Origin of the sequence: Mucilaginibacter sp. cycad4, from assembly GCF_034263275.1 — a bacterium.
In the GTDB taxonomy this organism is placed as follows: Bacteria; Bacteroidota; Bacteroidia; order Sphingobacteriales; family Sphingobacteriaceae; genus Mucilaginibacter.
This window is the reverse complement of sequence record NZ_CP139559.1, coordinates 3,587,425-3,611,106: the sequence shown is the minus strand read 5'-3', so window position 1 is coordinate 3,611,106 and position 23,682 is coordinate 3,587,425. Positions and strand designations below refer to the sequence as shown.

Sequence of the window (23,682 nt, the reverse complement as noted above, 5' to 3'; positions counted from 1 at the left end):
TTACTTGAACATCTTATTATTGAGCAGTGCAAAAAAACTGTCGCGGTAAGTAACCCCTATCGGGATCTTTTCTTTAATCTTATCAAAGATCACCATGTTGCCGTCAATGGCCTTAATGCGTTTTAAAGCGATAATGTATGATTTATGGGTCCGTGCAAAATTTTCCTGGGGCAGGGTATCAACCAACGTTTTCATGCTTACCAGCGAGATATGCCGTTCATTTTCGGTAAAAACCGAACAGTAATTTTTAAGCCCTTCTATATAAATGATATCCTCAAAGTTGATGCGCACAATTTTACCGTGATCGGTTTTCAGGTAAAATGAGTCGGGCTTTGGCTGCAGGTCAATTACAGGGGCTGGCTTATTAAATGAAAGCAGTATTAGTTTATCAAGGGCTTTTTGTGAAGCCTGTAAAAACCTGTCGAAGGCAAATGGTTTAAGCAGGTAGTCGAGCACATTGTTTTCAAACCCTGCCAGTGCAAATTCACTAAAGGCCGATGTTATGATGATCTCCGTACTTTTGGGCAGCATTTTAATCAGGTCGATACCCGAAAGCTCAGGCATATTTATATCAAGAAAAATGAGGTCAGTTGCCGATTCTTTTAAATATAATAATGCCTCAATAGGATTTGTAAATGTTTCGGTAAGGTTAATGAAAGGTACCTTTGATATAAAATCGCTTAAAATATCAATGGCGTAAGGTTCATCCTCAACTATAATACAGTTAATTACTTTCATGATACTTTAAAGGCATGGTAAGTTTGCATTCATAGCTGTTATGCGTTTCATTGATCAATAGCTCATATCCTTCCCGGCCATACTCATCCGTTAATCTTTCGCGAATATAATTTAACCCTATCCCGTTAGACTGTATTTTGTTAACGCTGTTATTGTTTTTATAATTAAGCGAATAAAAATGCAGTTTCCCGTTTTCAACAGTAATGCTCAAAGCAGCCTCCTTTGTGCTCTGATTGAAAATGCCGTGCTTAAACATGTTTTCGATAAGGGTAATTAAAACCAATGATACTACCTTATACGGAATAACACCGCTTTCGATACTTATCTTCATAAAAAAAGCTTTACTCCGGTTTTCATGAATTTTTATGAAATCTTTGATGTAGGCAAGTTCACTTTCAAGGCTGCTAAACCCGTCTTCATTCTTGGTTAACGCATGCCGCATGATGTTTGAAAGCGTAATAATTGACTGCCCAACTTCGGGGAGTTTTTTATAAGTTTCGGCATATAAAAAGCCGAGTGTGTTGAATACAAAGTGCGGGTTGATCTGCGATTTGATTACATTTAGTTCGGCCTGAAGTGCTTTCTTTTCAAGCTTTTGCTGTTGTTCGAGGATCTGAGCTTTTTCTATACTGTGTTGAGCAACTTCGCGTTCCCGTTGTATCAGTTCTCTTGCAAAACCAAATGCAGCTCCCATTCCGCCAAAATATATTGTGCGCATAATAAGGCTGGAGATTTTATCAGGGTCGGCCGAAACCTGGAATGATGTATGGTACATTAACGCATCAACTTCCAGCTTAAACAATACCGTTATCACAATGATAGCTGTGGATACTACAAATAAAACGGGTGCCAGGAAAAAAACATTAGTGATCTTTTTACTTATGGCCCTTAAAATTTTCCAGGTGTTATAAAATATAATGGCATTTACAATAAAAGCAAAAACAGTGCTTATATCAATTTTAGAAAAATAGACAACGGCCTCTTCATATAATATATAAATAAGCCATCCAAGCAGGTGTTGAAAGAATACCCTTATCCTGGATTTTGGCCGCTTTACATTCGTTGTCATAAATTTTTTGTCCTGCTTTTAATGGGTTTGGTCGTCCCCAAGGGCGCATTGGTACTAATTTTTTCCTCCCCTGCATCCGCTTAGCCACATTTATCCTATAACGGCAGATAAATCATCATTCACACCATTTAAAAAGCTTAAAAGTATGAAAAATTATGGCAAAGCATCTTTACCAAAGATCCAAATTAAACAAGTGCAAATTTTAAACCGGGCACTTACAAATAACATCGGAAAAAATGGTGGCGCTGTAGATTTCTATATGACTATGACAGGAACCACAACAGAAAAAACCTCAAGTTCAACAGGGTTCTAAGGGCGGGCTTAGATCACATTGGGTATGTCTGTTTTATAATAAGAACCATCAAAAGGCAACTATAATGAAAACAGCAAAGCTTTCCGGGCAATATAAATTTTCATCAGGCCTAATGCTCAGGTTTCCTGCATTTGATTGTGCGGAAGCCATTGATAGGGAAACCATTAGGGCATTTACTAAGGATGGATTGTTTATGCAGGCGCTTTGGCTTGCTTCTAAAGATTTGTATGAAGCGGTTTTGCATATAGATGATATTACGGATGCAAAAAAACTGGAGAAGCTTGAAATAACCCTTGCCAAATTTATTAACAGGAGCACAACCGGCACCAACCCGTTGGGGTTATTTGCAGGCTGCGCTCCTGTTACCTGGGGGGATACGACCGATTTACAACTTGGCGATGATTACCGGCATGTAAGGCTCAACGTTGCCGCAGCAGTTAATTTGAACCGCCAAATTTTAAATAATAGTGTCGTGAGGGCATTGTTAAGTTACAGGGCAAATAAAACACTGTATACCTTAAACGGGGTCTACCGTAAAATTGACCGTCAAACTGCAAACTGTGGTAAATACAAAGCATCGTCGGTAAAGGTATCTGATGACCTGCAGGCGGTTATCGGGTTTTGTGAAAACACCAGAACATATAATTCGATTGGCTTATTTATAACGCAAACACTTGGAAAAAACACGGAAGATGCCGCCGCTTTTTTGAACCAATTGATTGAAAACCAGGTTTTGTGGAGCGAGCTTGAACCCTGTATTGAGGGCGAAGAATACCTTGACCAGGCCATTGGCATTTTTACCCGGTTGGCACATCAAAGTGCGCAGGCACAAAACTATTTATCAAAACTGAATACCATTAAGCAGGTGCTGACCGGCACCGATAACGTAATTACAAAAAATAATAAGGTTGCTATGATTTTGAAAGATTTGCCAGGTGATGCCTCACAGGGGACATTGCTGCAGGTTGATTATTTTAGGCAGGGGGCTTCGGCTACGCTTGATAAAGCTTATGCGGATAAATTGCTCGATGCCATTGATCTGCTTAACCGGATCACACCCCGACGCCAAAGTAAAAATCTGGAAACATTTATAAAACGCTTCCGTAACCGGTATCATGAGCGGGAGGTTTTGCTAACAGATGCGCTTGATCCCGAAAAAGGTATTGGTTATGCTGTAAACTCTTATACAGAATCATCCGGCTTTGCGGCTGATAAGGAAGATCTGCAATATACCAGTGCCGTGAAGTGGCTTATCGGGCAAATTGTTAATAATCCCGGGCAGGAAATTATCCATTTGCAAAAGTCGCAGTTTGACAGCATTAAGGCCTATGATGATGAATTGCCCCCAAGTTTTTCAGTAATGTTCCGTATTTCAGGCCATGATGAGCCCTTGCTTTATCTTGAACATTGCGGGTGGCCGGCCGGTACTGCCATGTTTGGCCGTTTGGCCAATGCCGAGAGAAATTTTGGCCAGATCCTTGATGAAATAGCCGAAACGGAAGCCCGTATTTATGAGCCGGCGATAGTTGCCGAAATTGTACACACGCCTGATGACTGTTTGGGGAGTTTTACCTCTGCACCGTACCGGGATTACCAGTTTCAAACGCCGGTAAACGCCGGTGACCAGGAAGTTAATTTAACAGATTTGCTTATATCTGTTAAAGGGAATAACGTTGTGCTGCGGTCGGCCAAACTGGGCAAACGGATTATCCCCCGCTTAAATACAGCATATAATTACGGCATGACGGCCTTACCTGTGTACCGGTTCCTGGCCGATTTGCAATGCCAGGATTCAAAATACCAGCTTGGGTTTAACCTTGATATATTACCTGAACTTGGGGTAACCAAAACGCCAAGGGTAGTTTATGAAGGTGTAATATTAGCCTTGAAAACCTGGTACATGACCAATGCTGATTTACAGCAGCTGTTAAAAGAACTGGCTGTTGATTACAACGAAGCATGGACAAGATTTGTTAAATACTGGGATTTGCCCGGAGCTTTTGTTTTTACAGATATTGAGAGTGAATTGGTGGTACATACCAACAGCAGGCTTGAGGTTGCGGCATGGCTTTCATCGTGCAAAAAAAAGAGTGAAATTATTTTACAGGAATACATTGGCGAACGCAATAACATCATGCTTAAAAAGAAGGATGAAAAGTTTATTGGTAACCAGTTTGTTGCTGTTTTAAAACGGGGCGAAAAAATAGCCGGCAAATATACCGGTATGGGGCCGCTTAGTACAAACGCCGCTAAACGCCAGTTTTTCCCGGGCGATGAATGGTTATATGTAAAACTATATTGCGGGGTTAAAACCGCGGAGCATGTAATAGGCAATGAACTAATACAGCTAAGCAAGAAGCTTTACCATGAAGACCTGATTGACCAATGGTTTTATGTACGTTATGCCGATCCTGAGCCTCATATTCGTTTCAGGGTGCACCTTGCTTCTGTATTTGCATTGGGGAGGGTAATTCAAAATATCAACAGCTCCTTTTCGGCCTTAATTAAATCAAAGCAGATCTGGAAGGTTCAGTTTGATACCTACGAGCGCGAACTGGAACGCTATGGCGAAGCATCAATTGAGCTTGTTGAACAATTGTTTTTTAACGACAGCCTTGCCATAGCCAGCCTCATATCAAGAGCGGATGTGACCGACAACTTTGAAGAGGTGAGGTGGCTTTGGGGGCTGTTATCAATTGACAGGCTATTGAATGATTTTGATTTTCAGATCGAACAAAAAAACGAGCTTATGGAGCTGCTTGTAGCATCGTCATATCCTGAAGTTAATTATGATAATCTGCTTTCAAAGCAACTGACTTTTAAATACAGGCATTACCGAAACAAGATTGAAGGCCTTTTTGCCGAAGGCGCCGCGGTTGCAGGCAACGATCTGCTCAGGTACCGGAGCTTAAACAACAGGCCGGCAGCTTTACTGCTTGCGGAACTGATTTCATCCGGTACGGTTCCGCAGGATTTGAACCTGCTTGTCATCAGCCTTATTCAAATGAGTATGAACCGCTTGTTTAAAACCAGGCAACGGGTCCACGAACTGGGCGTGTACGATTTTCTGCTGCTTTATTATAAATCAGTTTTACAAAACAAAGAAACGGGTTACGACAACAAATACATTGCCGGGGCTGTAAATGAGTACATGGCAGGCAGGCCATATCTTCAATAAATAATGGCTAAGTGCCCCGAAACAATATTTTAACCTTCCCTACACAAATCTCATTAAGTCTTCTGCTAACGCGGAAGGCTTTTTGTTTTATATAGATGTTCTGGTCATTATTTTCTTAATAAAAGTTTAACAGAAATTCCGGCGGCCCGCCAACATTATAAATGTATTTTTAACCCCAAAATTGCCTGAACACGGGAGGCAGCTTTTATATTATGGAAAGAAGATCAGCATTAAAAAATATTGGCGGCCTGCTTCTGGCGCCTTCATTAGCACTTGGCAACACAACACAGGCTGCAAAGCCATCATTGCGGATAGCCCATATTACCGATGTGCACCTGAAGGATAAGTTTGATGCCCCTGCCAGGTTCACCAGGTGCCTCCACCACCTGCAGCAGCAAACCCCAAAGGTTGATATGGTATTAAATGGCGGCGACATTGTTTTTGATATGAACAAGGAAAACATCGGCACCATCAATGATCAATGGAAGCTGGTGCAAAACATCATGAAAAATGAATGCAGCCTGCCTGTTCATTATTGCCTGGGTAACCATGATATCTGGTGGTACGAGGACGATAAAGGCCAGGCCATCTACGGAAAAAAGTACGCCCTTGACAAATTGCAGCTTGTAAAGCCTTATTACAGTATGGTTAAAAACGGCTGGAAGATCATTGTGCTGGACAGTGTGCATTTAGATATTGATAATACCTGGTACATTGGCAAACTGGGCGATGAACAGTTAAACTGGCTTAGTGATGAACTGAAAGCTACAGATGCCAATATGCCGGTGATGGTCATGTCGCACATACCGATTTTGACTGCTTTGCTGATGATAGAGGACGATATTGTAAATAAGTGGACAATGCTGGGCGGCGATATGCATACCGATACAGCTAAGATCATCAACCTGTTTTACCGCTACCCTAACGTAAAGCTATGTGTAAGCGGTCACCTGCACATGCGCGATAAGGTGGTTTATAACAATGTTACTTACCTGTGCAACGGCGCCGTTTCCGGTGCCTGGTGGGAGGGTAACCGCCGCGAAACAGCTCCCGGCTACGGTTTGATCGACCTGTATGCCGATGGTACTTTTGAAGAAAAGTATGTGAATTATTAAAGTATAAAAAAGGGGCAGGCTAAATTAAATAGCCTGCCCCATAGCATATATATGTTGGTTGTTTAGAGCTGGAGAATACTTTTAAACTTTTCGGCATAATCATTAAGCTGGGCAATTAATTGTCCGCTTAGTTCTTTTTGATTGCCGTTATGGGTGATAGCAACCATGTTGTTTAACAGTGACATACTGATCTGTACGTCGCGCGGGCTCAACCTGCCTGTATCCTTTTGCAACTGATGATAGTTATAATCAAGCTTATCGGTAAGGTAGCTGTTAACGCTTTTGATAAGCTTATTGCCCAGTTTGGCATAATCAAGCTTATAAGAGGTATCGGCCATTGTTATTTTGCCCTGGGCAGTCATAAAGTTAGGGTTGATATCGGGCATCACTTCTTCGTATTTGTGCAGCGCATTAAGTGCAAGGTTTTGGTGGCCATCTTTTAATAATCCTGCCGACAGGTCGGAAAAAGTTGATACCAGTTGCGGATAAAATACCTGGGTTGATTGCTGATCAAGATATCTGGCCGTTTTAAAATTGCCGAATTTGAACCTGTTCATCACGTTGCTGTACATCACCAGGCTGTTAGTTTTTGAAAGCTGATCGGCTAACGATGAGTCTGTTTTGAAAGGCAGCAGGCGGTAGGCAAAACCTTCCTGGTACAAATAAGGCTGCAACCCGATCATACTTGACGGGCTGATCGAAGTTGTAAAGCAGATAGGGCGTTTCCAGTCGTTATGTGCCAGTATATCTATCATGGCAAGGTTTTCTTTGGTGATATAATTAGGAGTGAATTTCCACTTTATAGTATCCGTAAGTAAGCCTTTTTGCTCGGGCGTGATCACCTTATTTTTCATTACGTCATCGGCATTAACCGCGAGCTTGAAGTTTTTGGTAGGCAAATAATTTTCGGTGGTACCGTTGGTGTATTCAACGTGGGTACGTTTATCATCTGAAGTGATAAAATCAAATATATCCTTCACATCGGTATAGCCCGGTATTTTGGCATCATTATACCTGATCACATCGCGGGTGCCCAGTTTGTATTTGTCAAAGTTCATGGTGATAGGCAGGGCATCTGCCTGGTTTATTTTGCGCTGCATTTGCTTTACCGACCAATCGGCGCTTAGCAGGCTCAGGTTTACGATACGTACATCAGGCCGGATGTTCTCCACTTCCTGGTCGTACCAGAGCGAGTAGGTGTCGTTATCACCCAAATCAAACAAAATGGCATTTTTAGGGCAGGACATCAGGTAATTGTAAGCCATATCATGCGCCGCCATTTTGGTTGACCGGTCGTGATTTTTCCACTCCTTACTGGCCAGTAAAACAGGGCCAACAATCATGCAAATAACAAAAGCTCCAATGGTGGCAAACCGCGGACTGATCTTTTTAGGCGCTATGTCAATCAGCGCTATCAATCCTAAACCAATCCAAATGGCAAAGGCATAAAATGAACCAACGTATGAGTAATCGCGCTCACGCGGCTGTACCGAAGGCTGATTAACGTATAACACGATAGCCAGCCCTGTGAAAAAAAACAGCAGGGTGATTATCAGCGCGTCTTTTTTCCTTTTTTTAAAGTGATAAAGCATGCCTAACAAGCCAACCACTAAAGGCAGCGCATAAAGCGGGGTATAAGTAACATTATTCAATATGGATTTTGGTGTATTGGAGGCGTTATTGAACAAGCCCGATGTCCAGTTGCCGCCAATGCCATTCATGTTGGTTTGGCCCTCCATGTCGTCATCGTTATAGCGGCCAACAAAATTCCACATAAAATAGCGCCAGTACATCTGGTACATTTGCCAGCTGAACATCCACCTTAAATTATCCGAAAAGGCAGGGGTGGCGTTATCGCTCAATTGCAGCCAGTCGCGGTAAAATTGCGCGTCCTGGGCATAGGTGGTATTCTCCTCTGTCGACCACATACGCGGCAGGATGCTGGTGTGGTCATAAACATAGTTGGGCTTGTTATAGGCTACCTCGTATTTGCTTTTGCCCTTTCGGTAAAGCGGGGTACCGTCGGTAACATCCGTGATTTTGTCATCGAAGTAAGGGCCTTTCAGCAAAGGTGTTTCACCATATTGGGTACGGTTAAGGTATTCATACATGGTAAAGGCGTCGCTGGGGTGCGAGTTATTAAGGTTGGTGCCTGCCGACGCCCTGATAGGGATGTAAACAAAAGAACTATAACCAAAGTAAACGAACACAATGCAAAGCAGGCTTATATTTAAAAGATGTTTCTGCTTGCGGATGCTATACCTGATCCCGGCAATAAGCAGGCCTATGATCAATAAGAAAAAGAACAAAACGCCGCTGCCAAAACCAAGCCCAAGTGAGTTTACAAAAAACAGATCGAACCTGGCAGCGAGGCCAATAGTATATCCCCTGATGCCAAACTGAACAAAGGCCAGGATCAGGATGCTTACAGCAAATGCCAAAAGCCCGCTTTTAACATTGATGTTTTTATGCCTGCGGAAATAATAAACCATTACCAAAGCCGGTATGGTTAATAAATTAAGCAGGTGGATACCGATAGAAAGGCCTATAACATAAGCTATAAAAACCAGCCACCTGTCGGCACGTGGTTCATCGGCAACGGCATCCCATTTTAAAATAGCCCAGAATACTATAGCTGTACATAATGATGCCCAGGCAAAAACAATAGTTTCCACAGCCGAAAACCAAAAGGTATCGGTAAAGGTAAATGCAAGGGCGCCGGTTAACCCGGCACCCATTATTTGTAAGGTTTGGGTTGTATTAACAGGGGTAAGTTTTATAGTAAGCAGTTTTTTGGCAAGGGCTGTTATGGTCCAGAATAAAAACATAATGGTGGCCCCGCTGGCCAATGCCGAACCAAGGTTGGTAAAGTAGGCAACTTTTGTCCTGTCGCCCATGGAAAGCAGGGAGAAGGCTTTGCCTATCATGGCAAAAAGCGGGTAGCCCGGCTGGTGCGATACCTGGAGTTTATAGGCGCAGGAAATAAACTCGCCGCAGTCCCAAAAACTTACAGAGGGCTCTAAAGTAAGGATGTAAGTTAAGGATGCAAGGGTAAAACAAAGCCAGCCCAAAAGGTTGTTGATCTTGTTGTAGCTCATGATAAAGTGTAAAAGTTTTTTCAAATAGTTAATACCAAATTAGGGCTTAAAATTGGTAACGTATTGAAATTTAACACTTTTAACAATAATTAACACTTGAGGGATTGAAGTGTTAAATGGGTGTTAAAACAAACCCTTCCCCCAAATATGCGTTAAGCATAGGTGGTTTTTTGTGCGAAAGCTAAACGATTTGTTTTATGAAGATTGAAAAGTTTTATGAACAGGTATACATTTGGGTGATCCGTTATGCGCCCAGTTTTTTGATAGGGTTGGTGGTTTTATTCATCGGCCTCTGGCTAATTAACCTGCTGCTGAAATGGTGGCAGGCCCATATGCAAAAAAAGGAAATAGACCCAACCATAAAGCCATTTTTGCAAAGCCTTGTAGGGGTTATATTACGTGTGTTACTGATATTAGGGGTTGTGCAGATCATGGGTGTGCCCATTACTTTGTTCACTGCACTGGTAGGTGCTTTTGGTGTGGCGGCCGGTTTGGCACTTTCGGGTACATTACAAAACTTTGCCAGCGGAGTGCTCATTCTGCTGCTCAAACCCTTTGTTGTAGGCGATAATATCATAGCCCAGGGCCTTGAAGGGACAGTTACCGCTATCCAGATCTTTTATACCGTTGTTAAAACATTTGATAACCGGATAGTTATTATACCTAACGGTAAACTATCGAACGAGGTGATCATCAACATCAGCAGAGAAGGCACCCGCAGGCTTGATATCGAATTGAAGTTTACCAACGATATCGATTATAACGAAGTAAAGTCGGTCATTAACTCCTCTATTGATAAATCAAAAAATATATTGGAAACTCCGGACCGCCGGATAGGTATAGCCGGGTTGGATCCGGATGGTTACCGCGTGGGTGTTAATGTATGGGTACATGCCCACGGTTTCCAGGATACAAAGCTGGGCGTGCAGGAAAATATTTTGCAGGATCTAAAAGCTTCCGGGATTAAAATTCCTGGTTTATAAAACAGATATAGCATGGATAATTTAGAAAATAAGATCACGGTGATTGTTGAAACGCCCAGGGGCTGCGGTCACAAGTATGATTATGATGCGGCCACTAATCAGTTCAGGCTTAAAAAGCTACTGCCAGCAGGTATGGTTTTTCCTTTTGATTTTGGTTTTATCCCCAATACAGTTGGAGGCGACGGCGATCCGCTGGATGTGCTAATCATATCGGAGATCAGTACTTTTCCGGGCTGTGTGATAGATTGCCGGCTGATAGGGGCCTTTAAGGTAGAACAAACGGGCCCCGATGGAAGGCGTTACCGGAACGACAGGTTGCTGGCAGTGCCGGTAGTATCAAAAATTTTTACCGATCTGCATGATGCCGCACAACTGCCGCACAGCCTTACCGACCAAATAGAGGCTTTTTTTACAAACTACAACCGCCTTGAATCCAAAGAATTTAATTTGATGGAACGCCTTGGTGCAGAGGGTGCTATGGAGCTTGTTAATAAAGCAATTGCCGGAGATGGGCAGGTTTAAGGCAATTCGATAAAACTCAATTAATGTTTGCCTGTTTTACAATATAAACATTGTTGAATTTAAATGTAACGATTATGAAAGATCAACAGGATTTTAAGAATAATGCTAATGCACAAGGCAAACCAACTGCCGACCGTGCCTTTACCAACCACAATGACGCCCAAAAACAAAAAGGTATCAGTAATGCGGGCGGGCAGCGTTCCGATCAAACATCAAGCAGGGACAGTGCTCACCATCCTGAAAAGAAAAAAGCGTAATATTGTATTCATAAAAGCGCCCTTGCTTACCAGGCAAAGGCGCTTTGTATTTAAAGTAAGTGTATAAAGTTAAACTGCCACAGCTTTTCTGGCTTCGGCTTCGTCACGGCTCATTTGTTTAATATGTTCGCGGTGTTTCATGCCCCATTCGCGCATTTCATTAATAACATTGCTCAGAGAATCGGCATAATCTGTCCGTTCGTAAATTACAGTTACCGGCGTGGTATCATAAACTATCCTTTTAACAAAACCATTTAATTCCAGGTCGCGCAGTTCTTTGGAAAGTACTTTAGGGGTGATGCTTTCCAGCTCGCGCTGAAGTTCCTTAAATCGTTTAGGGCCGGTCATCAAACTTACCAGCATGGGTAACTTCCATTTGCCGTTTACTACATATAGGGTATCACGTACCGCGTTTACAGCGGCATTGCAGGCTTCTTTTGTGTGAATGATTGGTTTGTGATTCATACTTGCTATCCTTAATGATACCGGTATCCTTTAGGATAGTAGTATCTTTTTAATAGTAAAGGTAATTAAGTTTGCGCAAAACAAACAATCACAAATGAAAACTACCAAGATATTTTACTGGATATTGACAGCTATTGTAGCATTGATGATGGCTTTTTCATGCTACTCCTATTTAACAAAGCCCGAAATGGCAGCTGCCTTTCACCACTTAGGCTTCCCCGATTACTTCAGGATTGAACTGGCAATAGCAAAGCTTATTGGAGCTGTTGTATTATTAATACCGGCAGGCGCGCGACTAAAAGAATGGGCTTATGCAGGATTTGCCATAGTTTTTGTGTCTGCTTTTATAGCGCATACCGTATCCGGTGATCCGGTACCAAACCGTATTATGCCATTGGTGTTTTTAGGGATTTTGGGAGGATCGTATTTTTTGTATTATAAGAAACAGCAGTAACTTGAGAGATGCTTAGTTTGCGTCTTCACCACGTCATTGCGAGTAACCATCAGAAAAATCCTGAAAAAAAATGTAATGACGTACAAGCTATACTTTAGGGATGTTGGGCGGGGGCGCGTTAGGGATAGCAGCGTAAAGCCCACAGCGCGGGTTGGGTTTGCGGGCAGGCAAGGCGAGGACTTGCATCCGCCAGCTGGCGGACCGGCCCGTTAGCTAACGGCAACGCCCATATCATAAAACGCATCGAAAAAATATCTTAATAATCAACAATTTACGATCACGTCATTATAAGGTACGAAGCAATCCCCAAGAAGCAGAGCGGCTAAGCAAATCCTCTCTGTCTAGTTCGCGATTGCTTCGTACCTCGCAATGACGGGAAGAGATTTTTTTCTTTTATCATTTACGGCACCAGCAATTTTTCAAACGCTGTACTGTCACCCTTAAAAACATTGAAATCTACAACGTGGTTAATGCCGTTAACATGTGCTTTATCTGAGTGTTGCCAAAATTTCCAGTTCGTTTTGTTTGATACGAGCAACTTGGGTTGATAATAATGGGCTATCCAAAGGGTATAGCCATCAAAATAGCCTTCCAGGTAATCCTGGTAAAATTTTAAATTGGTGTAGATGATGGGCTTGATACCCGTACGGGTTTCAATGGTTTTGATAAAGCTTTCCAATTGTTCGCGCATTTTTTCGGGACTGGTACGATATAATCGTTCCACGTCTACCACCATGGGCAGGTCGCCTTTTTCGGTTTTTACTGTTTGCAGGAAAAATTTGGCCTGCCATACACCGCTTTTTTGCGGAAGAAAAAAATGATAAGCTCCACACATGATGCCTGCCTTCGGGGCTTCTCGCCAGTTACGCTGAAAATAGGGGTCGACACTCAATACGCCTTCCGTGGCTTTTATAAATGCAAAGCTGATGTGAACATCGCCCTCGCGCATGGCCTTTACCTGTTTCCAGTTAATGCGGCCCTGGTATGACGACACATCAATACCATATACCGAATAACCGTCGGGAATATGGATAGCAAAGTTCTTGTATTTCCGGTAATGAGTGTCTTCGCCCGAGTCCATGATCCACCGCCAGGTGGCGCTGCCGAATTTTAAAATGTAACCATAGTAGAAGGGGGAGAGCAGGATGAGCAGCAAAGCGCCTATAGCCACCGCCCACTGTGTAGAAAAGCCAGCTTGCTGTTTTGCTTTGGCTGCCGGTTTTTTTCGGGCAGGCGCTTTCTTTCTTACAGGTGTTTTCTTTTCAGGAGCAGGCACGGGGTAAAAATAATAATCTGAACCGGGATTTGGGTGGATTTTCCGGATTTTGGGGATTTGTGTTTTTTTAATAAATAAATTTCCTGTTCTAAATCAAAGATTAGCTGGAAAATCTGCGTAATCCGGAAAATTCACCCAAATCCCGGTTCGGTTTTACACTCCCTTAACAAAACAATCTTTATATTTGTAAGGTAAACTTATAAGTTTAACTGAATAATTATATGAGTGAAGAAAAAGAGATCCAACTGGCTTCCGAATTGCGGTTTATCATAGGCCGGCTGAGTAAAAAGATCAGGAAGACTTCGGCCACTGCCGAAAGGCTTTCGCTGACCGAGCGATCAACCATGGCGCTGATCTTTCAGCATGAAGAGATCCTGCCTAATGAGCTGGCTGCCATGGAAAAGATCACCACACAATCCATGTCGCAGATCCTGAGTAACCTGCTCAATCTCGGGCTGATCAAAAGGCGCATCTCCGAACTGGATAAACGTAAGGTGATCATTTCACTTTCCGAAGAGGGGATCAACCTCATCCATAAATCCCGGAGCGAAAAAGATGAATGGCTTAACCGCGCCCTCGAAGCTACCTGCACCGCCGGGGAGCAGGAGATGCTGAAAAAGGCACTGGTTCCCCTGGCCAAACTGGTTGAGTTTGATTAGTTGAAAATTGACTGAAGAGAAAAGAGATAGATGAGTAAAATAAGCACGTTCAATGCTTTTAAAAGCCGCAACTACCGGTTGTATTTTGCCGGGCAATCCGTTTCGTTGTTGGGTACCTGGATGCAGAAAACCGCTGTAAGCTGGGTGATCTATTCACAAACACACTCCAAGTTTATGCTTGGTTTAACCTTGTTTGCCAGCCTGTTCCCCTCGTTCCTGTTCTCGTTTTTGGGTGGTGTGGTATCCGACAGGTACAACCGCTTTAAGGTACTGCTGGTTACACAGGTAGCATCAATGGTACAGGCAATTTTGCTTACCGCACTGGTGTTTTTTGGCTCGTACTCGGTTTGGGTAATCATGGCTTTAACCGCCCTGTTGGGGCTCATCAACGCATTTGATGTACCTGCACGCCAATCCCTGGTTTATGAAATGGTTAATGACAAGGCCGACCTGCCTAATGCACTTGCACTCAACTCATCCATGGTTAATTTATCAAGGCTGATAGGGCCGGGCATAGCGGGCCTGATACTTGAAAAATTTGGCGATTCGGTATGTTTCGGCGCAAACGCGGTAAGTTTTATAGCCGTGATTGGTTCGTTGCTGATGATGCATCTGCCTAAAGTTGCGGAAAGGAGACGGAGCAAAAATGTACTTACCGATTTAAAGGAAGGCTTTCAATATATCCAAAATACCCCAACCATTAAGTTTATACTGCTGATGCTGGCCTCGGTAAGCCTTTTTGTGCTGCCTTTCAGTACACTGATCCCGGTTTATGCCAAAGATATATTTAAAGGTACCGCCTCAACCTTCGGGATAATAGATAGTGTGATAGGGCTCGGTGCTTTTGGCGGAGGGATCTTCCTGGCCTCACTGAGTGCGGGCACCGATCTGAAAAAGATCCTCGCTATCAATACGCTGGTATTTGGCGTAGGGTTGATCGTGTTTTCGCACATGCATAATTATCCTGTTGCGCTGTTGTTTTCGGCCATTATCGGTTTCGGTATGATGTCGCAGATCACCATTGGCAATACCATTATCCAGACTACGGCAAGCCCCGAAATGCGCGGCCGGGTTATCAGCTATTATGCTATGGCTTTTTTGGGATGCAGCCGCTTGGCGGTTTGCTCATTGGTGCGGTTTCGCAAAAAATAGGCGTGCCCGATACCGTTATGGCCGAAGGTATGATAGCGCTGCTTTTGGGCATTATACATTTTAGTTTTTTAAGGCGCAGCAGGCTTAAAAAGAAAGCCATCGCTGCTATGCAGCAACCTGCCGAAGTTATTTCTTAAACATTAAACAATCAAATTACCATGATAACTACATTGGATCAAAATACAGCACTGGTACTGATAGACTTGCAGAAATACATTGTGCAACTTTCATGTGCGCACCCAATGGCCGGCATCCTTGAAAAATCGGCAGAGTTGGTCGATGCCTTTCGTAAAGCACGTAAACCCGTGGTTGTTGTTCGTGTTGAGCCAACCGGCAACGCGTTTAAAATCAGGCGCGACAACAACAGAAACAGCATGACCGAACTCCCGGCCGACTGGAACGAAATAGCCCCTGAAATAAAAACCGAGCCAACAGATATTTTTATCACCAAGAAAACCTGGGGCGCTTTTTATAACACAGGCTTGCACGAAGAACTGCAAAAAAGAGGCATCACACAAATTGTACTGGCAGGTGTAGCTACCAGTATCGGTGTTGAAGCTACGGCCCGCTCGGCCAATGAGTATGCCTACAACATAGCCTTTGCCAGCGATGCCATGACCGATATGTTTGCCGAAGCGCATGCCCACAGTTTTAAATACATTTTCCCGAGGATAGGGGAGGTTGGGACTACGGCTGAGATTATTGAGAAATTGGGGTAGTTAAGAGCATAGTCTTCAATTACAAATAAAAAGGCGCTATTGAATTGTGAAAATCCGGCAGACTGTGAAGGGAAAATCACATCCATGACAAGTTGAAAAAAAGGCGTCATCCCGAACTTGTTTCGGGACCCCACAGGACAAATATCCCGCATGAAGTACACTTAGCAGGTGGGGTGCTGAAACAAGTTCAGCATGACGAATGGTGAAGATGTCATTTCACCTTCAGAGGCCCCGGATTTTACCTGCTCAGCATGACGTGGTAGAGATGTCATTATACCTTCAGAGACCCCGGGTTTTTACCTTTTTATAATGGCGTGATTGTAAATAGCTGATTATTAAGCGTATTTTTGGTTCGATTTTATAAACATGGGCGTTGCCTGCGGCCCGGGCTGTACGCTCATAACGCACCGGCATTATCCGTCAGCTGACGGACGGTATCCGCTTCCATCCCTAACGCAGCCCCTTGCACCATCGCCAAAATATATTTTAAACTTCATTACGACTTTTTCCGGAACTTCCCTGGTGGTTATTCGCAATGACCGTTTTTGTGTTTGATATGTTAATGCCATTAATACTCAGGGAAATCATGTTTAAAATAAAAAGTAAACAGGAGGCGCCTACGGAGCCCTGATATTTTGCTTTTCAAGCTATAAACATGATACTCCTACGGAGTTAAGAAAGTGTCTCGTCCTAAAAAGTTTACTGTCTTGTCCTGAAATGAGTTTACACAAAAATAAACTACATGGAAAAGATCATTATTGATGGAAAAGGACATTATTCACTTGAATTTAAGCATTCAGTTATCAAAGAGTATTTGGCTGGCAGTGTTAGTCAAAAGGCGTTGTTGAGGAAATATGATATCAAGATACATAGTGGCATAACGCGTTGGATGCAGAAGTTAGGTTATGCAGAAGTTCCGGAAAAAGACAGATATTTGTCATCAGTAAAACCACTATCCTTGCCCGCAAAGAAGCCCCATAAAGATCCGCCTACAGGTGCCTTGTCGCAAGAACAACAACGCATCAAAGAACTCGAACGTCAGCTTGAAGATGAGCAGCTTCGCAGTGAAATGTACAAGCGTATGATCGAGATTGCTGAACGTGATCTTAATATTCCTATCCGAAAAAAGTCGGATACCAAGTGATCCATGAGATGAAAGACATGTATACAAGGATCAGCCTTGTACGATTATGTCGGTTACTTGGTATTACCCGTCAGGCCTATTATCAGCACTTTTGGCAACAAGAAGCATCTGGAATAGAGGATACACTTATATTGCAGGAGGTTGTCAGCATTCGCCAAGACCACCGGGCAATGGGTGGCAGGAAGCTTTATGAAAAGCTGCACCCTTTTTTGCTTGATCATGGCATTAAAATGGGACGGGATGCACTGTTCGACCTGTTGTCAGCTAATGGACTGTTAGTAAAGAAACGCCGCAGGCGGCATGTGACGACCTGGTCGGGTCACCGGTTCAACAGATGGCCGAATATCATACGCAGCCTGGAGGTCGTCAGGCCTAACCAACTGTGGGTAAGCGATATCACCTACTGGAAAGTAAAAGAAGAACATTTGTACATCAGTTTGATAACGGACGCTTATTCGCACAAAGTAGTTGGCTATCATTTGGCTGATACCTTAGAAACGATCGAAACGATACAGGCCTTGAAAATGGCTTTAAAAGACCTGCCTGAACAATTGCCGGAGGCACTTATACATCACTCGGACCGGGGAGTGCAATATTGCACAGAAAGCTATGTAAAGCTATTACAGGACAGATACATCAAGATCAGTATGACCGAGAACGGTGACCCATTAGAGAATGCCGTTGCTGAACGAATGAACGGCATTCTTAAAGAAGAATATCTTAAGCATCACCGGCCTGAGAATAAGCAACAAGCAAAACAATTACTGGATAGAGCTATCGAGTTGTATAACAAACACCGGCCACACTTCAGTATCGGTCTGCTAACGCCCCAACATGTGCATGATAAAAGCTTGCTACCTCAAAAATTGTGGAAGAACTATTATCGCAAAAACACTAACATTGTAAACGTATCACAGGACATCACTACACTTGTAAATACATAACAGGACTATCTCATAAAATGTAAACTTTTTTTAGGACGAGACACATTTTAAAACAGTGTTTGGGGCTCCGTAGGTGCCTCCTTTTTTAAAAGCGATTGCCTGCATTAACACTCCGGCATTCAAACAATCTATACAGAATAGCTATATTAGTAGCATGATTTGCCATAGTTGAGAAACTATGTATCTATCGCCTATGAAAAAAATCTCCCCGCTTAAATTCCTGGTAGTTTTAGTTCATTTGCAGGGCTTGCTTTTTTGCTTTACAGATAAAGCTGCTGCCCAGGCCGATTCGGCGATGGTTACTGTGAATAGTCCGGCGTTTATCCCCCCGGCTGTCCGGCGCTGGGACGATCGTGTGATGATCGATCTGCAAAATCAGCGCACACCCGGTCAAACGGGCTTTTTCATGTTCCTGAGCAAGAATGTTTTGTATGGCGATATTGGGATCCCGGCGGGTTTACTATTAGGAGGTATTGCAAGCAATAATAAAGAAATGCGCCAAAACGCGGGTTATGTGGCCAGCAGCACGGCCATATCATACGGCTTTATGCTGCTGATCAAGCACCTGGTGAAGAGGCCGCGGCCATTTATTCAAAATATCAATATCACGCCGGTTTACCGGGCGGGCGGTACCTCGTTCCCTTCTGGCCATACTTCGTCAAGTTTTGCTACGGCTACGGCTTTATCGGCGGCTTATCCTAAATGGTATGTGATAGCACCATCTTTCTTTTGGGCAGGAGCTACCAGTTATTCGAGAATGTACCTCGGTGTTCATTATCCTACTGATGTGGCTGCCGGGCTAACATTGGGTGTTGGTAGTGCGGCGGCTATGTCGTTTTTGAAAAAATAGCGGTAATTGATTTCTGAAAATCTTTTAATTTATGATTTAATAGGTACCTTTAGTTATCAATTTGTCAGATATATGATTGCCATACTCGATTTGTTAGCTGGACTGTTACTTACCGACTGGAAGCGTATCCGCAGGCTTAAATGGAACCGCAATAGATAAGTATACATTTAGCTTCCCGGCATTTTCCAGCTATCATCCGTCAAAACAGGATTAAACTCTATTGAGGTTGTGTTTGATGTGACCTTGCTTTTTCCGTCAGATGATTCGGTTGTAACAGGGTAGGTGATACCATTGGTTTTAGTGAAATCTTTGTAGATAGAAATATTAGGAGATGTTGAATTAATAGAGTAAGCATTCCCTTTCAGGCTATAATCACTGCCAACCAGGTACACCAGCTTACTCTTATTTCTGTAAAAAGTGACGATATAATCATTCCCCGATACCGACACTGTGCCTGTAAGGAAAGAGCTGTTTAGCTTTTTATGCAAACCCAGGATCCCCTGGTACAGGCTTAAAGTTAGCTCGTCTTTTTCATCCTGCGTTAAAGGTTTTTTTGTTCCATTCATCCATTGCCAGCCTTCGTTGTTGTCCAGTTGTTTTACCAGTAACAACTTCCCGTTCTGCCTTACTTCGGCACGGATCCTGTTCTTGGCGATATCTGTTAAAGCAATGATTTGCATGTTGCCTGTTATCGTAGCCGTTTCCCTAACAGTTGTTAACTTGTCAATGTTTTCACCACCATATTGTGCCCTAAGTTTGGTAAGCAGACTGGCCGGCGCAGGCATGCCGGTTGCTACAGGTTCACTTGTATTTGTCTTTGAACCAATGGTGGTTCTTTGTGCAATTGCAGGCTTTTCTTTCTCATCATCCTTCCTGAAATAGAATTCGCCATTCAACAAAACCAGGTCTTCCTCATTCGGGGGACTGTAAAAAAAGCTTTGCCTGGCAATATTGCCATTACCAAATGTTAAAGTTATTTCTCCATCGCCCAGTTTATAGGTTCCGCTGGTTTTTCCGTTCTTTTCAAATTTCCCGCCAACTGTGCCGCCTGCTGCATCTCCCGTTACTCCTACAACACTTGAGCGGTCGGTCGAAAAATTTCCTTTACCATCAAAGTAGATTAATTCAGAAGAAAAAGCACCCACCGCCGGCATTCCGGTACCCATTCCACCGCTGGAGGAAGCGCTTCTTTTTTCATACATGCCGGCGGGAATGGCAGCCACTTTTTTTACCTTGTGCAGGGTATGTTTTATCCCAGCCGTGCTTTCGAGGTTACCGTTAGCAGCCAGTTTATATTTTTTGCTCTCGTCGCCATTTCTGAATGTCAGCTGTATAAGGTTATTTTTAACAGTATAGGAACCGCTTGCCTTTGTTTTCCAATCGGGCTGGTTCAATGTGTTGTTAAAAGTACCATCGTTCCTGAAACTGATCACGATATTATTGATCTGCATGCCGTCAAAAGGTGTGTTGTATAATTCGGCCCCAACATATACGCCATTAAGCACCGGCGATTGAGCGCAGGATGTAAATGTTTTTACAATAAACAGGCACAGGAAGAGGAGAAGGTTTTTTGTCATCGGATAATGAGCCGAAAAATTGTACCAAATAGCTTGTTATGAAATTAATTTTCTGTTAAATCTTTAAAAATGCACAATTTCTTCCGGGGGAGGTAGAGGTATGTAAATGACTATTTCTTTGCAGCTATGAACAATTGCATAAAAAAAATTCCGAAAGCAGCCATATTTGGCACAATGGGTGTATAGATATTATGCCGGTGATTGTTGAATGTAAAAAGATTTACACAAAAAAAGTTAACCTTATTTAAATTAAAAAAGTAATATATTGACCTCAATGCTCAGATAACCTGCCGTAGTTAGCGGCTAATGATAGCGTATATAAAATGAATACAAACATTGATGAAAATGGCTCCAAAAAGATAGGCTTAGTGCTTTCGGGAGGTGGTGTAAGGGGGGTATCGCATCTGGGTGTGATACAGGCCCTGACCGATCACGGTATCAAATTTTCGCATATCTCGGGCACAAGCGCAGGGTCAATTGCAGCAGCTTTTTTTGCAGAGGGGTTTGCACCCAAAGAAATTTTACGGATCATTAAAGATAACAGCCTGCTTAAATTGTTGCGGCCTGCATTTGGCAGCAACGGTTTGCTCTCTATTTTACACACCCGGACTTTAATTAATAAATATATTCCGCACAATTCTTTTCAAAATCTTAAAACGCGTGTTACCATTCCTGCAGTTGACATTGGGGAAGCAAAGCTGGTTTATTTTACCGAGGGTGAACTGGACATAGCAATTTTAGCTTCATGCTGTTTGCCCGGCATTTTCAGGCCCATTATTATTAACGACCATATGTTTGTTGACGGCGGCATACTTAATAATTTTCCGGTTGAACCATTGGTAGGTAATTGCGACCTGATCATTGGCTCTTGCTGTAACCATTTGCCTGTAGTTACAAAAATCAAATCCTTTGGAAGCCTGGTTGACAGGGCTGCGATGATAACTATTAATTCGGGCCTTAATGCACATAAAATGCTGTGCGATATAATTATTGAGCCGCATGGCTTGGGTGGTTATGGTATTTTTGATACCGATGCGGCCGAAGAGATTTATATGATAGGTTACGAGGAAGGTTTAAAAACCATCAAGAGTAACGAAAAATTGAAAGAAGTTATCCTGGCACAAAAAAAGTAAAAACCACTTTGGAAACCACACCGAAATGGAGGCTTAAAAATTACAATCAGCGTTATTGAGAGATTTGAAAACAGATTTGATAATGTCTGAAAATAGAGGGAACTTGCTCAAAAGGTTCGACATAAGGGGCCAATTAACCAGTGTTGATTGGGTTTTATATTTGTGCCAATTTTTTCCATATTTATCACCCTTTTAATCATATAAACACATATAAAATGAAAAAAGTAACAGGCTTTGGGGGCGTATTTTTTAAATGCGACGATCCGAAAGGTATGAACGAATGGTATGCCAAAAACCTTGGGCTGCCTTCCGGTGAATACGGAACTACGTTTGAGTGGCGGCATGCAGATGATCCGTCGAAAATAGGTTCCACGTCCTGGTGCACTTTTCCGCAGGATACCAAATATTTCAATCCCTCGACTAAGCCTTTTATGATTAATTACCGGGTAGAAAATCTCGCTGCACTGGTAAACGACCTAAAAAAGGACGGCGTAACCATTATTGATGAGATTGCTGAATATGATTATGGCAAATTTGTCCATGTTCTTGACCCGGAAGGGAATATCATTGAGCTTTGGGAGCCGGGCGATGAATCGGATCTGGATAATGCAGCAGGGTAATTTTAGTCTTTAGCCGAAAGTCTTAAGTTCTAAGTCGAAAGAAAGCGAACCCCGCTCATGACTTAGAACTTAAGACTTTCCACTCAGAACTAAGGAAACTTAACCCCATTATAATCAGATATATTTACCTGTGGTATTGATGAATTGTATTTGTCATTAATGGCTTTGATAAATTCATTGGCTACAATAGCATACCCGCGCGGGGTGAGGTGTACCCCATCCAGCGAGAACAGGCCACCGCTGATATAATTAGAATTAACGCTTACGCCGTCAACCACCAGGCCATTCAGTTTGATATTTTGCAGAAAAGTATAAGCATCAAATACCGCCAGACCTTTTGCCGCTGCTATTGATTTTATGGTGGTGTTATAAGAAGTAACATAATCCTCGGTTAGGGCCGTCTCTTTTTCATCAAGCACATACTGGTTGTCTATTGGGGTATATGGCGTTAAACCATAAGGCAGGTTGCCAACAGGTGTTGCAACCGGCTGTCCGATCTTGCTTGTCGGGAAGGTAAGTATGATAAGATCATTAGTTGTTGCTGCGCGAGGTACATAGGTGCTACCCGAAACCAGCGCGTTGATATACAATGCCTTCGCATTCGGGTTTGCTTTTTGTACACCGGCCAGTATTGCAGAAACGGTGATGGTATTAAAATAAGGTATCGAGGTTACATCGGGCACGGTTGCAACCACGCCTTTCTGCCCCTTGGCAGTGAGGGTGTTGATCAATACATTATATAAGGCGGCAAAAGTATTTTTATCTGTCAGCACATCGCCTGCCCCGCCGGATGTGGCATAGCCTAAGGCATCATTATTCCCCAGCCAGTTAGAGAAAAAGGTGAATGGCTTAGCCATAACAAAATCAAGATAGGTGGTGGAATTTGTTGGCGCATTACCGGGCAGCAGGCGTTCAAAATATCCGTTAACGTTACCATAGGGTGCATAAGTGATGTGCATCAGCTTAATGCCGGGTACACCATAGTTATTAATATCGCCGGTATATTTGGTGTACAGGGTAACATCTCCAAAGCCGGGTACTGTAAGTTTTCCGCGTACCGCGAGATTGGTAGTTACAGGAGTTGTAATAGGTGTACCATCAGCATTAAACCCGGTGAGTGATAAATAGCCCGATCCGTTTGCCTGGGCAGTATTAAATAATGGCTGTGTAAATGCGCCCCCGCCAACCGACTGCATTTGTTTACCCATGATGCTGGGATAAGATACCTGCTGACCTGCAAGGTATAAGCCCCCATCGGCATACCCGGCGGTAAGCGAATTACCTAACGAGATAAACCGTGAAAAATCAACAGAGCCTGCGGATGGTTTTGGTGTATGGATTTCGGGTTTGCAGGCGCCTAATAGCAGCAACCCTGCAATAATATAAATATTGTGTTTAAACGTTTTCATGTATTAA

At 43.0% G+C, this 23,682-nt stretch carries 23 protein-coding genes; 16 read left to right on the top strand and 7 right to left on the bottom strand.

The window, feature by feature from the left end:
* Together SNE26_RS14530 and SNE26_RS14525 are read right to left on the bottom strand one after the other, a co-directional pair.
* Window positions 1-738: a response regulator transcription factor gene (locus SNE26_RS14530; RefSeq protein ID WP_321554663.1), complete on the bottom strand. Its 738-nt coding sequence runs from the start codon at window positions 736-738 to the stop codon at window positions 1-3.
* Complete coding sequence (locus tag SNE26_RS14525) at window positions 725-1,807, bottom strand: sensor histidine kinase (RefSeq protein WP_321554662.1); 1,083 nt, start codon at window positions 1,805-1,807, stop codon at window positions 725-727. The genes SNE26_RS14530 and SNE26_RS14525 overlap by 14 nt, the downstream gene beginning before the upstream one ends.
* Before the next feature lie 145 nt (window positions 1,808-1,952).
* Between SNE26_RS14525 and SNE26_RS14520 the strand changes: the two genes are divergently transcribed.
* The 3 genes from SNE26_RS14520 to SNE26_RS14510 all read left to right on the top strand — a co-directional run bounded on the left by SNE26_RS14520 (window position 1,953) and on the right by SNE26_RS14510 (window position 6,413).
* Entirely contained in the window at window positions 1,953-2,120 is a 168-nt protein-coding gene (locus SNE26_RS14520) for a hypothetical protein (protein WP_321554661.1), read from the top strand.
* Between the two features lie 64 nt (window positions 2,121-2,184).
* Window positions 2,185-5,298 carry a lantibiotic dehydratase gene (locus SNE26_RS14515; RefSeq protein ID WP_321554660.1) on the top strand — a complete coding sequence of 1,038 codons (3,114 nt, stop codon included), beginning with the start codon at window positions 2,185-2,187 and terminating at the stop codon, window positions 5,296-5,298.
* A gap of 212 nt (window positions 5,299-5,510) precedes the next feature.
* Window positions 5,511-6,413: a metallophosphoesterase gene (locus tag SNE26_RS14510; protein ID WP_321554659.1), complete on the top strand. Its 903-nt coding sequence runs from the start codon at window positions 5,511-5,513 to the stop codon at window positions 6,411-6,413.
* 62 nt (window positions 6,414-6,475) lie between these two features.
* Here SNE26_RS14510 and SNE26_RS14505 read toward each other — a convergent pair whose 3' ends face one another.
* Complete coding sequence (locus SNE26_RS14505; RefSeq protein ID WP_321554658.1) at window positions 6,476-9,535, bottom strand: DUF2723 domain-containing protein; 3,060 nt, start codon at window positions 9,533-9,535, stop codon at window positions 6,476-6,478.
* A 173-nt stretch (window positions 9,536-9,708) separates the two neighbouring features.
* On the opposite strand from SNE26_RS14505, the gene SNE26_RS14500 reads away from it, so the two are divergent.
* The 3 genes from SNE26_RS14500 to SNE26_RS14490 all read left to right on the top strand — a co-directional run bounded on the left by SNE26_RS14500 (window position 9,709) and on the right by SNE26_RS14490 (window position 11,273).
* Complete coding sequence (locus tag SNE26_RS14500; RefSeq protein ID WP_321554657.1) at window positions 9,709-10,494, top strand: mechanosensitive ion channel family protein; 786 nt, start codon at window positions 9,709-9,711, stop codon at window positions 10,492-10,494.
* Window positions 10,495-10,506: 12 nt separating this feature from the next.
* Window positions 10,507-11,016 (top strand): inorganic diphosphatase, encoded by a 510-nt coding sequence (locus tag SNE26_RS14495; protein WP_321554656.1) that lies wholly within the window; start codon window positions 10,507-10,509, stop codon window positions 11,014-11,016.
* A gap of 74 nt (window positions 11,017-11,090) precedes the next feature.
* The gene (locus tag SNE26_RS14490; protein ID WP_321554655.1) at window positions 11,091-11,273 is read left to right on the top strand and encodes a hypothetical protein; all 183 of its coding nucleotides are present in this window, start codon (window positions 11,091-11,093) and stop codon (window positions 11,271-11,273) included.
* Between the two features lie 69 nt (window positions 11,274-11,342).
* On the opposite strand, the gene SNE26_RS14485 is transcribed toward SNE26_RS14490, so the two are convergent.
* Window positions 11,343-11,738: a helix-turn-helix domain-containing protein gene (locus SNE26_RS14485; protein WP_321554654.1), complete on the bottom strand. Its 396-nt coding sequence runs from the start codon at window positions 11,736-11,738 to the stop codon at window positions 11,343-11,345.
* 94 nt (window positions 11,739-11,832) lie between these two features.
* On the opposite strand from SNE26_RS14485, the gene SNE26_RS14480 reads away from it, so the two are divergent.
* Window positions 11,833-12,192, top strand: coding sequence for a DoxX family protein (locus SNE26_RS14480; RefSeq protein ID WP_321554653.1), 360 nt, complete (start codon window positions 11,833-11,835; stop codon window positions 12,190-12,192).
* Window positions 12,193-12,592: 400 nt separating this feature from the next.
* Here SNE26_RS14480 and SNE26_RS14475 read toward each other — a convergent pair whose 3' ends face one another.
* Window positions 12,593-13,468 (bottom strand): glycoside hydrolase family 25 protein, encoded by an 876-nt coding sequence (locus SNE26_RS14475; RefSeq protein ID WP_321554652.1) that lies wholly within the window; start codon window positions 13,466-13,468, stop codon window positions 12,593-12,595.
* A 221-nt stretch (window positions 13,469-13,689) separates the two neighbouring features.
* On the opposite strand from SNE26_RS14475, the gene SNE26_RS14470 reads away from it, so the two are divergent.
* From SNE26_RS14470 to SNE26_RS14440, 7 genes are all read left to right on the top strand, one after another.
* Complete coding sequence (locus SNE26_RS14470; protein WP_321554651.1) at window positions 13,690-14,127, top strand: MarR family winged helix-turn-helix transcriptional regulator; 438 nt, start codon at window positions 13,690-13,692, stop codon at window positions 14,125-14,127.
* 30 nt (window positions 14,128-14,157) lie between these two features.
* Window positions 14,158-15,279, top strand: a complete 1,122-nt coding sequence (locus SNE26_RS14465) for an MFS transporter (protein WP_321554650.1) — start codon at window positions 14,158-14,160, stop codon at window positions 15,277-15,279.
* Entirely contained in the window at window positions 15,231-15,416 is a 186-nt protein-coding gene (locus tag SNE26_RS14460) for a hypothetical protein (RefSeq protein WP_321560065.1), read from the top strand. The genes SNE26_RS14465 and SNE26_RS14460 overlap by 49 nt, the downstream gene beginning before the upstream one ends.
* Before the next feature lie 21 nt (window positions 15,417-15,437).
* Window positions 15,438-15,998 (top strand): isochorismatase family protein, encoded by a 561-nt coding sequence (locus tag SNE26_RS14455; protein WP_321554649.1) that lies wholly within the window; start codon window positions 15,438-15,440, stop codon window positions 15,996-15,998.
* 742 nt (window positions 15,999-16,740) lie between these two features.
* Window positions 16,741-17,142, top strand: coding sequence for a hypothetical protein (locus tag SNE26_RS14450; protein ID WP_321554648.1), 402 nt, complete (start codon window positions 16,741-16,743; stop codon window positions 17,140-17,142).
* An 8-nt stretch (window positions 17,143-17,150) separates the two neighbouring features.
* The gene (locus tag SNE26_RS14445; protein ID WP_321554647.1) at window positions 17,151-18,086 is read left to right on the top strand and encodes an IS3 family transposase; all 936 of its coding nucleotides are present in this window, start codon (window positions 17,151-17,153) and stop codon (window positions 18,084-18,086) included.
* Window positions 18,087-18,279: 193 nt separating this feature from the next.
* Entirely contained in the window at window positions 18,280-18,936 is a 657-nt protein-coding gene (locus SNE26_RS14440) for a phosphatase PAP2 family protein (protein ID WP_321554646.1), read from the top strand.
* Between the two features lie 167 nt (window positions 18,937-19,103).
* Here SNE26_RS14440 and SNE26_RS14435 read toward each other — a convergent pair whose 3' ends face one another.
* Window positions 19,104-20,513: a hypothetical protein gene (locus SNE26_RS14435; protein ID WP_321554645.1), complete on the bottom strand. Its 1,410-nt coding sequence runs from the start codon at window positions 20,511-20,513 to the stop codon at window positions 19,104-19,106.
* Between the two features lie 323 nt (window positions 20,514-20,836).
* On the opposite strand from SNE26_RS14435, the gene SNE26_RS14430 reads away from it, so the two are divergent.
* Window positions 20,837-21,646, top strand: coding sequence for a patatin-like phospholipase family protein (locus SNE26_RS14430; RefSeq protein WP_321554644.1), 810 nt, complete (start codon window positions 20,837-20,839; stop codon window positions 21,644-21,646).
* Window positions 21,647-21,861: 215 nt separating this feature from the next.
* Complete coding sequence (locus tag SNE26_RS14425) at window positions 21,862-22,266, top strand: VOC family protein (protein WP_321554643.1); 405 nt, start codon at window positions 21,862-21,864, stop codon at window positions 22,264-22,266.
* A gap of 89 nt (window positions 22,267-22,355) precedes the next feature.
* Here the strand turns inward: SNE26_RS14425 and SNE26_RS14420 are convergent, their stop codons facing one another.
* Window positions 22,356-23,675: an SGNH/GDSL hydrolase family protein gene (locus SNE26_RS14420; RefSeq protein WP_321554642.1), complete on the bottom strand. Its 1,320-nt coding sequence runs from the start codon at window positions 23,673-23,675 to the stop codon at window positions 22,356-22,358.
* Window positions 23,676-23,682 lie beyond the last annotated feature (7 nt).